Annotated in this window: 15 protein-coding genes; 7 read left to right on the forward strand and 8 right to left on the reverse strand. The window is 35.2% G+C overall.

Annotation, left to right across the window (positions count from 1 at the left end):
* Positions 1 to 35 precede the first annotated feature (35 nt).
* On the reverse strand, positions 36 to 332 hold the full coding sequence (locus LUA91_RS00185) for a transcriptional regulator (protein WP_231423936.1): 297 nt from the start codon (positions 330 to 332) through the stop codon (positions 36 to 38).
* Between the two features lies 1 nt (position 333).
* Positions 334 to 969 carry a hypothetical protein gene (locus LUA91_RS00190; protein WP_231423937.1) on the reverse strand — a complete coding sequence of 212 codons (636 nt, stop codon included), beginning with the start codon at positions 967 to 969 and terminating at the stop codon, positions 334 to 336.
* Between the two features lie 281 nt (positions 970 to 1,250).
* Here LUA91_RS00190 and LUA91_RS00195 point away from each other — a divergent pair, with 281 nt between their 5' ends.
* The 7 genes from LUA91_RS00195 (at position 1,251) to LUA91_RS00225 (ending at position 7,777) form a co-directional block, all read left to right on the forward strand.
* Positions 1,251 to 1,901 carry an ABC transporter ATP-binding protein gene (locus LUA91_RS00195; RefSeq protein ID WP_231423938.1) on the forward strand — a complete coding sequence of 217 codons (651 nt, stop codon included), beginning with the start codon at positions 1,251 to 1,253 and terminating at the stop codon, positions 1,899 to 1,901.
* A gap of 58 nt (positions 1,902 to 1,959) precedes the next feature.
* Positions 1,960 to 2,439: a hypothetical protein gene (locus LUA91_RS00200; RefSeq protein ID WP_231423939.1), complete on the forward strand. Its 480-nt coding sequence runs from the start codon at positions 1,960 to 1,962 to the stop codon at positions 2,437 to 2,439.
* 1 nt (position 2,440) lies between these two features.
* Complete coding sequence (locus LUA91_RS00205) at positions 2,441 to 3,049, forward strand: HAD hydrolase-like protein (protein ID WP_231423940.1); 609 nt, start codon at positions 2,441 to 2,443, stop codon at positions 3,047 to 3,049.
* 2 nt (positions 3,050 to 3,051) lie between these two features.
* Positions 3,052 to 4,566: a S41 family peptidase gene (locus LUA91_RS00210; protein WP_231423941.1), complete on the forward strand. Its 1,515-nt coding sequence runs from the start codon at positions 3,052 to 3,054 to the stop codon at positions 4,564 to 4,566.
* 136 nt (positions 4,567 to 4,702) lie between these two features.
* On the forward strand, positions 4,703 to 4,969 hold the full coding sequence (locus LUA91_RS00215; RefSeq protein WP_231423942.1) for a hypothetical protein: 267 nt from the start codon (positions 4,703 to 4,705) through the stop codon (positions 4,967 to 4,969).
* Positions 4,970 to 5,026: 57 nt separating this feature from the next.
* Positions 5,027 to 6,121, forward strand: a complete 1,095-nt coding sequence (dprA, locus tag LUA91_RS00220; protein ID WP_231423943.1) for a DNA-processing protein DprA — start codon at positions 5,027 to 5,029, stop codon at positions 6,119 to 6,121.
* 294 nt (positions 6,122 to 6,415) lie between these two features.
* Positions 6,416 to 7,777 carry a pyridoxal-phosphate dependent enzyme gene (locus LUA91_RS00225; RefSeq protein WP_231423944.1) on the forward strand — a complete coding sequence of 454 codons (1,362 nt, stop codon included), beginning with the start codon at positions 6,416 to 6,418 and terminating at the stop codon, positions 7,775 to 7,777.
* Between the two features lie 357 nt (positions 7,778 to 8,134).
* Here the strand turns inward: LUA91_RS00225 and murA are convergent, their stop codons facing one another.
* The 6 genes from murA to LUA91_RS00255 all read right to left on the reverse strand — a co-directional run bounded on the left by murA (position 8,135) and on the right by LUA91_RS00255 (position 13,362).
* Positions 8,135 to 9,460: a UDP-N-acetylglucosamine 1-carboxyvinyltransferase gene (gene murA, locus LUA91_RS00230; RefSeq protein ID WP_231423945.1), complete on the reverse strand. Its 1,326-nt coding sequence runs from the start codon at positions 9,458 to 9,460 to the stop codon at positions 8,135 to 8,137.
* Positions 9,461 to 9,591: 131 nt separating this feature from the next.
* Complete coding sequence (locus tag LUA91_RS00235) at positions 9,592 to 10,278, reverse strand: DUF4290 domain-containing protein (RefSeq protein WP_231423946.1); 687 nt, start codon at positions 10,276 to 10,278, stop codon at positions 9,592 to 9,594.
* A gap of 448 nt (positions 10,279 to 10,726) precedes the next feature.
* On the reverse strand, positions 10,727 to 11,224 hold the full coding sequence (locus LUA91_RS00240; RefSeq protein WP_231423947.1) for a histidine phosphatase family protein: 498 nt from the start codon (positions 11,222 to 11,224) through the stop codon (positions 10,727 to 10,729).
* Positions 11,217 to 12,245 (reverse strand): glycosyltransferase family 9 protein, encoded by a 1,029-nt coding sequence (locus LUA91_RS00245; protein WP_231423948.1) that lies wholly within the window; start codon positions 12,243 to 12,245, stop codon positions 11,217 to 11,219. The genes LUA91_RS00240 and LUA91_RS00245 overlap by 8 nt, the downstream gene beginning before the upstream one ends.
* Complete coding sequence (locus tag LUA91_RS00250) at positions 12,238 to 12,747, reverse strand: hypothetical protein (protein WP_231423949.1); 510 nt, start codon at positions 12,745 to 12,747, stop codon at positions 12,238 to 12,240. Before LUA91_RS00250 ends, LUA91_RS00245 begins: the two co-directional genes overlap by 8 nt.
* A gap of 12 nt (positions 12,748 to 12,759) precedes the next feature.
* The gene (locus tag LUA91_RS00255; protein WP_231423950.1) at positions 12,760 to 13,362 is read right to left on the reverse strand and encodes a DUF4254 domain-containing protein; all 603 of its coding nucleotides are present in this window, start codon (positions 13,360 to 13,362) and stop codon (positions 12,760 to 12,762) included.
* Positions 13,363 to 13,450: the final 88 nt, after the last annotated feature.

Raw genomic sequence — 13,450 nt, forward strand, 5'->3', positions numbered from 1 at the left:
TTTGTTTTTCAAAGTGTATGTTCAAAAAAAATGTTTTAAAGTTTATTGATCATTTTTTCTAGTGCATCTAAATGCGCTTTGAAAGCTTGTTTTCCTAAATTGGTAATGGTGTAGGTGGTACTAGTTTTTCGACCAATAAAACCTTTATGTACCTTAATAAATTCAGCCTGCTCCAAGGTGTTTAAATGTGAGGCCAAATTTCCGTCAGTTAATTCCAACATCTGTTTTAAATCGTTAAAGCTAATTTCATCGTTTACAATAAGCATCGACATTACACCCAGCCGAATCCGGCTGTCGAATATTTTATTAAGATCTGCTATTGGGTTTTTCATTTTATTGGCCTTTCTCGTATTTAAAATACATTACCAATCCATAAATAATGTGAAGTACACCAAAACCAAATGCCCAAAATATCAAACCATAACCTATATAAAACATGCAAACCAAACCTAAAATGATCTCCAGAAAGCCTAAATATCGTATATCGCTGAAAGTGTATTTGCTGGCATTGATCAATGCTAATCCATAGAAAATTAAGCAGGAAGGCGCAATAATGGCATAAGTATGAGCATGATTAATCAATAAAGCAATGATGAATAATCCACCCACTACCAATGGAATGGCCAGGTTAACCAGCAAAGATTTTGAAGTTTTATCCCAAATGGGCAAATTGTTTTTTTGGCTTTTGCGGTACGTGAACAAGATTCCACCAGCTAAAGCAATTACCAAAACAAATACACCCAGTTTAAGCAGGTTAAATTCTAAATCCATTTCTCCCTCAACACCATAACTGTAACCTCTTTTATTTATGAATTTATCAATTTCATCGTTTGCGAAGTAAGCACCCATCAAAGCAATTACACCAGCAAAAACGCCAGATAAACCACTTAATGAAATAAATCTTGATGATCTATCCATCATCTGCCTGATGTCTTTTAATGCATTTAGTTGATCTTCTGAATTACTCATTTTGAAAGTGCTTTGTTTTTCAAAGTTAAATAAGAAAATGATATTTGCAAACTTTTTTATAAAATGATTTAAAAGATATCATCCGCATGATTGTACTGGTCAAAAGATTAAGCAGATTAATTTTTGGTTGATTGGACAGATTTTTTATCAATTTTTATTATTAGCATCATGACTTATAACTTACAACCTATAACCTATAACTTGAAATAGAACTTACAACCTGTAACTTATAACTCAAAAATTAGAACTTCCTACTTAAAACTTTTAACTATTTTTACGCCATGCTAAAAGCCACAGGAATAAGAAAATCTTACGGAAACCTACAAATATTAAAAGGCGTTAATTTTGAAGTGCAAAAAGGAGAGATTGTGAGTATTATTGGTCCATCTGGAGCAGGTAAAAGTACTTTGCTGCATATTCTCGGAACATTGGATAAACCAGATGATGGGACTGTTGAGCTTAAAGGAACTATTATTAATAAATTAAGCGGAGAGTTGTTAAGTGCTTTTCGCAATCAGAATATTGGTTTTGTATTTCAGTTTCACCATTTGTTGCCAGAATTTAGCGCATTGGAGAATGTTTGTATACCAGCTTTCATTGCCAAAACCAACAAAAAGCAGGCGGAAATCAGGGCTTTAGAATTGCTCGATTTATTTGGATTGAAAGATAGGGCACATCACAAACCCAACCAGTTATCTGGAGGTGAACAACAGCGGGTGGCCATAGCTAGAGCATTAATTAATAATCCTTCCATTATTTTAGCTGATGAACCTTCAGGTAATCTTGATTCGGAAAATGCATCGGCATTACACCAACTCTTTGTTACTTTAAGAGATAACTTTCAGCAAACCTTCGTAATTGTAACGCACAATGAACATTTGGCAAAAACAAGCGACCGTGTGGTGACTATGAAAGATGGATTAATTGTATAGGACTAGCAACTAGTGCAACAATTTAACATTAAAACAATTTAACAATATAACATTTACATTGAAAATATTAATCACAGGCGGAAATAATGCCAAAGCCTTAAAATTGATGAAGGCTTTTCCAACTCATTTTGTTCTTTTAGCCGATTATGGTGAAGTTCCAGGAATTGTTACTGAACATTACGCTTTTACATCTTTGGGAGAACTAAATAAAGACAGCATTGCACATATTCTACTTAATTTTTGCATAACAGAAGGTATTGACTGCATCATCCCGTTACATGATTATGAAGTGGATCCCTTGGCAAAATCGGCGGTTTTGTTTCATGAATATGGAATTCAGGTTTTAACGCCTCCTGCTGATGTGCTTTTAAATTATATCTCTGGTGATAAAAATACCTTTCAAAATTTCGCAGTTTTTATTCATGGTGAATGCATTTTTGCAAATGGTGGAGAAATTTTTATTAAGCAAAATGAGGTGATGAATGGCGTTTTCGGTTACAATAATCCCGATGATGACTTAAAATTATTTACTGTTTAATATGGATGCCTATCAAATTGTAAAAGAAAAGCAAATCGTAATTTTCGAGCTCGATGATGTAATATATCCTCAAAAAGATTATTTGCTTCAGGTTTATTATTTATTTGCACAATTTATCGAGTACAGCGAGCAAAAAAACGCTCAGACTATTTTGGAATTTATGCGTGAAGAATTTGAGCAATTCGGAGCGGATAACCTATTTCAAAAAACAGCAACAGCGTTTAATATCGATCAGAAATACGAATACAATTTCAATTTATTGCATCTAAATGCCCGATTGCCCTTAAAACTTTTGTTGTTCAAAAACCTGCTTGAGTTTATGCAGGAGTTGGTGATAGAAAGAAAAAAAATATTTATTGTTACGGCTGGAAATCCAGAGCAGCAATTGAATAAAATCAAGCAGATAGAATGGAATGGTTTGGAAAAATACCTAACCGTTTATTTTGAGGAAGAGATGGGAATCAGTAAGGGAAATATTTTTCAGAAGATACTAAACGACAATAATTTATCTTCAAATGATGCGTTAGTTGTTGGTGCAAATAATTATGATAAACAGCAATCCAACTTAATTAATTTGCCGTATATTGTGTCACTAGAAATTTACAAATAAATATGTTAAGAAAAGTTAATGTGAAAAGAGGTGTTCTATTCTTTATGATTGGAACAGCAGGGTTTTTAGCTTCTTGTAAAAAAAACACAACAGAACCAGATGCAACATCATCTACGCCTGTTGCAGAAAAAAACACGTTGCAAACGCCAACAAACAATCGTGATTTTTTAACACGAGATTCTATTTTTCTGTATGCGAAACAAACTTATTTTTGGAATGTGGGCATGCCTGATTACGATACTTTTAACCCAAGAAAGTACGCAAGTGATAATCAAGTGTTATCTGCGTTGGCAGCTTTGCCAAGTACGGGAGGAAAAGATAAATATTCCTTTATTGATGACGGAACAGTTGCCGGTCAGTTGGGTGGCGTAAGTGGCGATTATGGTTTCTCTGCTAATTACGACGCTACTAATTTATTACGGGTTAAATCTGTTTATGCAACTTCTCCAGCTGGAGTTGCAGGCTTAAAAAGAGGTTATCAGATTACACGTGTAAATGGTAAAACTACGTTAAGAACCAGCCAAAGTGATATCGATAATTTAAATGATGGTATTTTTGGTAGTAACCCAAGCATTTCAATGACTGTTGTAAAACCTGATGGTACCTCACAAGATTTAGTGATTAACAGAGGTAGCTATAATATCAACCCAATTTTATACTCCAATACTTATACCGTTGGTGCGAAAAAAGTAGGTTACATCGTTTTCAATAGCTTCACTACAAATTCAGTTCCTCTGTTGGATGAGGCCTTTACTAAATTTACAACCAATGGAATTACTGAATTAATTGTTGATTTACGTTATAATGGAGGGGGTTCTGTTGCTACCTCTGAAGCTTTTACCAATTTGATTGCGCCTGCATCGCAAAACGGAAAAATTATGTATACCACTTATTGGACCCAAACCATGCAAGATGGTAATGCAACAATATTACAAAACCAAAAGTTTTATGCCAAAGGAAATGATGGCGTAACCCGTTTATACTCATTTTTCGATTATTCATACAAACCAACACCTGCGGCAGGAAATCAGGAAGTTTTTGCTAAACGCGGAAATTTAAACGGCTTAACCAGAGTTTACTTTTTGGTTGCCGGAGGCACAGCATCGGCTAGTGAGTTACTGATTAACAATTTAAAACCAATTATGGATGTGAAGTTAATCGGCAGAAAAACTTATGGTAAGCCAGTTGGCTTTTTCTCTATCCGAATTGATAAAAAGGACTTATACATTCCTCAATTCCAAACTAAAAATCAAGCTGGTTTTGGCGATTATTTTGATGGAATGGCAGTAGATAAGGATTTGGTTGATGATTTAACGAAAGACTTTGGTGATCCATCTGAAAAGTTATTGGCGCAAGCTTTAAATTATTCTGCAACTGGAGCCTTTACATCTTACTTAAAAGATAATGCACTAAGTAGCACTACCGGTGTATCGAGACAGGTGATCGATAGTAATAACGAAAAACTAGATCACGAATTTAAAGGAATGGTCGAAACCCGAAAACTGAAGTTTAAATAAACAATACTTTACACAAGCCTCGATGAGAATCGAGGCTTTTATTTTTATCTTAATATTACATAAAATGATTCTTTATGGTTGTTTTTCTTCTAAAATTTTAATAAGCTTGTTTAACATTAATCGTTAAAAAGAAGCTATGCCAATAGAAATTGTAGAAAAGGAACATATAGGCTATTTAAATATCATCAATGCTAAAGAAGATCACACAGCAGAATTAAAAAGTAAACTCGATGAGGCTCAAAGACTTGGTAATGAGTTTAAATCTAAAGCAGTCATCACTTTTAACACTACAATTGGTCCAAAACGTGTAGATACTACAGTTTGGGCAGTTACAGAGAAATACATTCAACTCAAAAATAATATACATATCCCAATCAAAAGTTTGATCGATATAGATTTTTAGGTTGTTTTTTTAAGGAAATAAATCATCCCGCATTTATTAACCTTAGCCTAAAAATAAATGAGTACGCTCCACAAAATCGCTTTAACTTTTATAAAATCCATTGGTCCGGTAAATGCCAAAAACTTGCTGGCCTATTGTGGCAGTGCAGAAGCCATTTTTTCGGCTACAAAAAATCAACTGCTACAAATTCCGGGAATTGGAGAAAAAACTGTAGATGCAATACTAAATACCGACGCCTTGAAAAGGGCAGAGGAAGAGCTTAAATTTATTGAAAAACATGGTATAGAAGTGCTATTCTTTTCTGATGAAAACTATCCTAAAAGATTAAAGAACTGCTTCGATTCTCCTATTTTACTTTATTTTAAAGGTAAAGCAGATTTAAATCATCCGCGTATCATTAGCATTGTTGGAACACGTAATGCAACCGAATACGGTAAAATATTATGCAAACAACTTTGTGAAGTTTTGGCACCTTACAATGTTTTAATAATAAGTGGTTTGGCTTATGGTATTGATGTTACGACACACAAGGAGTGCATCGCCAACGATATTCCAACAGTTGGTGTTTTAGGGCATGGGTTAGATAGGTTATATCCGCAGATTCATAAACCTGTATCTCGAAAAATGGTTTTAAATGGAGGTTTGCTTACCGATTTCCCAACTTTAACAAATCCCGACAGACAAAATTTTCCGCAACGAAATCGAATTATTGCGGGCATTGCCGATGCTACAATTGTGGTGGAGGCATCAATTAAAGGTGGCGCATTAATCACTGCTGAAATTGCAAACTCATACAATAAAGATGTTTATGCTTTTCCCGGTAGAACCAATGATGTGTTTTCAGAAGGTTGTAATTTTCTTATTAAAACCAATAGAGCAGCGTTAATAAATACTGCAAATGATTTAATTTATTATCTCGGTTGGGACGATAAAGTGAAAGAGAAGAAAAAACAGGCACAAACCACTTTGCAGCTCAATTTAACTGCTAATGAGCAAAAGGTTGTTGATGCTTTATACAAAGGTCAGCTTTCTATAGATGAACTTTGCATCACCTTAAATATTCAGCAAAGCAAATTGGCTATTGTAATCCTTACCTTAGAAATGCAGGGGATAATCGTTTCCTTGCCGGGTAAAGTTTATAAGTTGGCTTAGGTTAGCCACAGATTCGCAGATTTCAGAAGGCCGTCAACCTAAATTTATTTCAGAGTCTTAACTGTTGAGATGCTGATGTTGAGATGCTGAAATAATTTAATAAAGACAATATTAATAATCTCTTTTGGTACAATACGTAAAACCCATATTGCATTTTGCCCAATTATCAATCTATAATGCCTATCATAATTGTAGATTATGCAATATAATTCTATTAAATTTTGATTTTCGAAATTATGTTTCAAATAAAATATAGATTATAAAATACTTAATGCCTTTGCTTAATTTTGCACCATGTGGTACAATAATATTTTAGAAACCATTGGCAATACGCCATTGGTAAAATTAAATACAATTACAAAAGGCGTCCCAGGAACAATCTTGGCAAAAATAGAAACAACTAATCCGGGTAACTCGATTAAAGACCGTATGGCGGTTAAAATGATTGAAGATGCAGAGAAAAGTGGCAAATTAAAACCTGGTGGAACCATTATTGAAGGCACATCAGGAAATACTGGAATGGGCTTAGCAATGGCTGCCATTATTAAAGGTTATAAATGTATTTTCACCACAACTGATAAACAATCAAAAGAAAAAGTTGATGCTTTACGTGCTTTTGGCGCAGAGGTTATTGTTTGTCCTACAAATGTTGAGCCTGAAGATCCACGTTCTTATTATTCAGTTTCTTCTCGCCTGGAGCGTGAAGTTCCTAATTCATGGAAACCAAATCAATACGATAATTTAGCAAATACCGCTGCACACTACGAACAAACTGGTCCTGAAATTTGGGAACAAACTGAAGGAAAGATTACTCATTTGGTGGTTGGCGTGGGTACTGGCGGAACAATCTCTGGAACAGGTAAATATTTGAAAGAAAAAAATCCAAATATCCAGGTTTGGGGAATCGATACTTATGGTTCGGTTTTCAAAAAATATAAAGAAACAGGAATTTTCGATAAGGATGAAATTTATCCATACATCACGGAAGGTATTGGAGAAGATTTCTTACCTGCAAATGTAAACTTCGATGTGATTGATTTATTCGAAAAAGTTACCGATAAAGATGCTGCTTTAATGACCCGCGATATTGCCCGCAAAGAGGGAATCTTTGTAGGAAATTCGGCAGGTGCTGCAATTGGCGGTTTAATTCAGTTGAAAGATAAATTAAAACCAGAAGATGTTGTTGTGGTTATCTTCCACGATCATGGAAGCCGTTACATGGGTAAAATGTATAATGAAGATTGGTTGCGTGAACGTGGATTTTTACAAGATGAAAAACTAACTGCAAAATCAATTTTGTCTAAAAAGGAAGCAACAGAAATTGTTACACTTGATGCGACAAAATCCGTTTTGGAAGCCATTAATACCATCAAATCGATGAATATTTCTCAAATTCCGGTAACGCAGCAAGGAATGATTGTGGGTAAAATTGCCGAAAGTGATATTCTAAATGCACTATTGGAAAATCCAGGTTTAAAATCTGCGCCTATTTCTGAAATCATGACGGCTACTTTTCCATTTGTTGATTTAAATACTTCAATTGATAAAATTTCATCATTAATCAATAAAGAGAACTCTGCTGTTTTGGTTGAAGATGAATCAGGAAAAATTGAAATTATTACGCAGTATGATATTATAAACGCGATATCGGGGTAAGGATGGAAGATGTGAGAGGGAAGATGGATGATGAGAAATAGGGAATGGGGAATTGTGAATTGGGAAGAAGCAAGAGATTATTTCCACTATTGATTTACATCATTCCTGAGGCGGTCGTCATTGCGAGGTACGAAGCAATCTCCTTTAACGGTCGCTATTTTTAACTCAAAGCTTTAGATTGCTTTCCCGAAAATTCGAAACAAGCTGTTCCTTGCAACGACGAGAAGCCATAAAAAAAACGCCCAAGTAAGAATTACTCGGGCGTTTTTGCATTACGCTATTTTTTCTTTAGTCTTTCAGCTCTAAGCTTTCAGCATTAGCATTTCAACCTTCAACTTTTAACTTTTTACTTTCAACCTAATGGCTTGGCGCATCAGCATTCACTCGCTTAATCTGAGCACCTAAAGCACGTAAACGCGTATCAATATCCTGGTAACCACGTTCAATCTGCTCAATGTTATAAATGGTCGATTTTCCTTCTGCAGAAAGCGCAGCGATCAATAATGAAACACCCGCTCTGATATCTGGAGAAGTCATGCTGATCCCGCGAAGTTTATATTTTTTATCGATACCATTAACCGTTGCACGGTGTGGGTCGCAAAGAATAATTTGAGCGCCCATATCAATCAATTTATCTACGAAGAATAAACGACTCTCGAACATTTTCTGGTGAATTAAAACATTTCCCTTTGCTTGTGTAGCCACAACCAAAACAATACTTAATAAATCAGGCGTAAAACCTGGCCATGGAGAATCGGCAATGGTTAAAATTGAACCATCAATAAAAGTATCAATTTCATAATGCTTTTGCGATGGCACATAAATGTCATCACCTCTGCGCTCTAGCTTAATCCCTAACTTTTTGAAAACTTCTGGTATTACCCCAAGTTCATCATAACAAACGTTTTTAATCGTAATTTCCGATTCAGTCATTGCAGCCAAACCAATGAAAGAACCAATCTCGATCATATCAGGCAACATTCTGTGTTCCGTTCCACCTAAAACTTTAACCCCCTCAATGGTTAATAAATTAGAGCCAATGCCAGAAATTTTTGCGCCCATGCGGTTCAGCATTTTACAAAGTTGCTGTAAATAAGGTTCGCAGGCAGCATTGTAAATGGTAGTGGTTCCTTTAGCCAAAACAGCAGCCATCACAATGTTCGCCGTTCCGGTAACTGAAGCTTCATCTAACAAAATATAAGCACCTTGTAAGTTTGTTGCATCTACATTAAAGAAAGCTTTTTTGCTATCGTAAACAAATTTTGCACCTAATTTTTCGAAACCGATAAAATGCGTGTCCAATCTTCTTCGACCGATTTTATCGCCACCTGGTTTTGGAATTGCAGCTTTACCGAAACGTGCCAACAATGGCCCAACAATCATAATCGAACCACGCAAACCACCGCCTTTAGCTTTAAAAGTATCAGATTCAAAGAAATTTAAATTGATATTTTTAGCCTCGAAAGTATATGTGTCTTTGTTGATGCGTTCAACTATAACGCCCAAATCGCCTAGTAGCTCAATCAGTTTATTTACATCCTTAATATCAGGAATATTGCTGATGGTTACTTTCTTTTCGGTAAGCAAAACAGCCGATAAAATCTGTAAAGCCTCATTTTTGGCGCCTTGAGGAGTAATTTCGCCTTTTAATTTAATTCCGCCTGTTATTTCAAATGCGTTCATATATCTTTTAGTATTTAGTATTTGGTAAATGGTATTAAGTATTTAGTATCAAGTATCAAGATTGGGCACTCAATCAAATTTTGGCTCAAACTTCTACTTTCCGATTTTAACTTTCACCTTTTACCTTTCCTTTAATATTTAGGTTTGTTATTATTATTTGGCCTGCGATTATTGTTGTTATTATTATTCTGACGGTTTTTACCGTTATTGTTATTATTCGTTCTTCCGCGGTTATTATTGTTGTTGTTCTGACGAGGATTTTGCGCTCTGAACTCAACTTTAGCCAGGTTTACGCCCTCATCAAGAGATAACAATCCGCCAGAAAGATATTTCAAATCTTTAATAATGGTATCATCACTCACATTATCCTTATTCCAGGTAACATAAGCCATTTTCATAAAGTTTGCAATGCCCTGAACCATTACTTTTTTATTTTCAGGGTTTTCTTCACGCATGGCCTTTTCAATCAGATTCTCAACCGTTTTGCCATAATGTTTGTAGGTAATTCTTTGTTGAGGATAGGGAAGTGGCTCGGGTTTTTTAAAAGCATTCTCTGGTAATGGCTTTGGATACGGACTTTCCACATCAATCTGATAACCAGAAATAATGTGTAAATGGTCCCAAAGCTTATGCTTAAAATCGGCAACATCACGTAAATGTGGTTGCAAAAATCCCATCAAGTCGATAACCGCCTGGGCATATTTATTACGTTCTTCAATAGTTGGTAATTCGCAAATATACTTCACCATATTCTGTACGTTGCGGCCATATTCCGATAAAATCAAATGGCTACGCGTAGTATTATAATCAAAATTCATGTACAAGATAATTTAATGGATAAATCTTCCGGCGATACGAATTATGAAATAACCAGAGGAGATGAGGTTATGAATTCACCGAAATGTCTATTGCCGGACTTTCGTTATTTATGTTTCAAATATAATTAAATTTACGATTTAAGGGTTACGATTTTAGATTTTTTTTGGAAATGAATGCTCAGTAGTGCTTTTGAATTTTCAGCCCTGCTATCACTTCAAGTCCTCACTCGTTCCTCACTCCGGGCTTTTCGTTCTATCAGGTTTATTTAAGATAAAACTGTGCTTCTTGGTATCGTTTATAATCGGATTTGCTTCAATGACGGCTTCTCATTTCTCCGTGTCTTCCGTGTTTCCGTGGCCAAAAAACTTATCAATTACAAAGATTTCTCCACTTCGGTCGAAACGACGTCCCATTTTTCCGTGTCTTCCGTGTTTCCGTGGCAAAAAATTACATCTCATCACTATTTTTCGGATAATCGAAGAAAACCAGATCTCCTGTCCCTTTACTAACTATCCTCCAAGAATCATAAGGAAAGGAAATTAATACCATTCCAGCGGTTGGAATGTTATAAATATCTGCATTACTTAATTCGTTGGCTAAGTCTGTAAAACCAGGATTATGTCCAAACATAATTACAGTATCGGCCGCATCGTCAAAACCGTTAATAACTTTCAATAGCGTAATGGTATTCGCTTCGTAGATAGATTCTTCATATTTAATTTCGTTAACCTGGTAAGCTTCTGCAAAAAACTTAGCTGTAGATTTTGCCCTCTTTGCCGGACTACTCACAATTAAATCGAAATTGAAACCCCTGTTTATCAAGCGTTCTGCCATTTCGGGCGCATTTTCTTTACCACGTTTATTTAACGGTCGATCGAAATCTTTTAAATCCAGATTCCCCCAATCCGATTTACCGTGACGAACCAATAGTAAGTGCTTAGCCATTTAGTTTTTCGTTAATTTTATTTACAATCGTTTCAGGATTAATTAAATCCATACAACTTTGAACACCGCATAGGCAAGGTTTGTTTCCATAAATAGAATTCGGTCGGGCTGGATGATCGATTTGAATGCAATCACTCTCTGCTTGTCCATAACCTAAGAAACCTGCATAAGGATGTGTTGGACCCCAAACAGAAACTACCGGAACGCCAACTAAAGAAGCCATGTGCATACCTGAAGAATCCATGCTTAACATTAAATCAAGATTTGATATAATGGAAAGTTCTTCAGTTAAATTAAAACTTTCAATTAAATTATGGGTGTTTGAATAAGCTTTTGCCCATTTTTCAGCAATTGCCTGTTCCGTTTTTCCACCACCAAAAATAAAAAGCTCGTAACCTAATTTATTTAACGAAGACACTACGACTTCCATTTTCTCTAATGGATAAACTTTATAAATATGCTGTGCAAAAGGGGAGATGCCGATTTTTTTAATGCTATTCCCAAATAAACTTTCCGCTTTCGAAGGAATTTCTTGTGGAGCTTTATAAATCTGGTGGCTCAGTTTAATATCAAAACCCAAGTGCCGAAATACATCAGCATAACGCTCTACAGTTTGGCGTAAAGGCTTAAATACTTTATTTTCCGAACGTGTTAATGCTTTTTTTTCAGCTCTGCCTTTGTCTATTCTTTTGATTTTCGTTCCTGTTATGCGAAAGAAAGTTGAAATTGCTCTGCTGCGTAAATTATCGTGTAAATCTGCAATTGCGGTAGGTTTATATTTTCGGAGTTCTTGATAAAGCTTGTACAATCCATCGATGCCTTTATGGGTAGTTTTTGGTTTAATGGCATGGAAAGTCAGGTTTTCAATTCCATTAAAAAATGGCTCAAAAGCTTCACGGCTAACCATTATTATTTCTACGGATGGATTTTGTACAGAAAATTCTTTTAAAACAGATGCCACCATTGCCACATCGCCCATAGCCGAAAAACGTAAAACGATAATTTTGCTCGCTTTAATCATTATTCTTTTTAACTAATAGCTGATAGACTTTTAATGTTTTAGTCACTTTGTCTTGATATAAAAAATACACTGCATTAGATTTTCTTATGATTTGAGGGCAAAGCTGTTTAGTATAATCGATCTTTGTGTTAGACGTTATACCTTTAAAATTTATGTCGTAATAATGCATTCGGGTTGCTAAGTCAATATTTCCTTGTGGAAAACCTTCCTTAAAAGTTGGTGATTTTGAAGTCGCTACAACAATCGATTTAAAAGTATTAAATGTTGAATCATTTGAATTAATAAAAAAATTATCATAATCTTTGAAAGCATCCAAAGAATCAATACTAAAGTTCAAACCACCAATCTCGATTGGATTTAAGTAAATTTGACTATCGCTTATTTTAGGAAAAAAAGGTATTTCAGGATATTCATCAGTCTCTATTTCTAAACTGTTACTGGTTTGGCAACTGCTAAAAATTAAGATTAAAGGGGTGATCCAGAGAACCGATTTTTTAATCATATCACAAGATTTTTATGCTTTATTATACAGCACCGGGTTTAAACTCGGGTCGTTGTACATTTTCATTTGCTTATATACTTTCATATATTTTTTACCAGCCTCAATATCTGCTAACAGTTCATTAATACTGGTTGATAAATCTTCGCGTTGCGATAGTAGAACATTTAGTTTGGTTCTGCATAAATCGCGGTGTTCGGCTGATGCGGTTTCTCTTTCAGCCTCTTCCTGCATGTGGTAAATTTTTAAAGCCAAAATCGAAAGCCTGTCTATTGCCCACGCCGGACTCTCCGTATTGATTTTTGCATCAACTGTTGCTGAAATGCCTTGATAGAGATTTAGGAAATAACCATCTATAAATTCAACCATATCCGTACGAACCTGGTTTTGAGCATCGATGCGTCTTTTCCAGCTTAATCCCTCAACCGGGTCGATTTGTGGATTACGAACCACATCTTCCATATGCCATTGCGCCGTATCAATCCAATTCTTGATGTAAAAAAGGTGTTCTAAACTTTCGGCATCGTATGGGTTTTCAACCGGATGGTCGATATCATCAAATTTGTGGTAATCTGTAATTACCTGGTTAAATATGCGGTTGGCAATTTCACTTATCATGGTGACAAAGTTAGGTTTTTTTACCACAGATTTTCACAGATGAACACAGATTAAGGTTTACAAATATCCTAACAGAATATCTGTGTTA

It is taken from the genome of Pedobacter sp. Leaf250, from assembly GCF_920984735.1.
GTDB lineage: Bacteria > Bacteroidota > Bacteroidia > Sphingobacteriales > Sphingobacteriaceae > Pedobacter.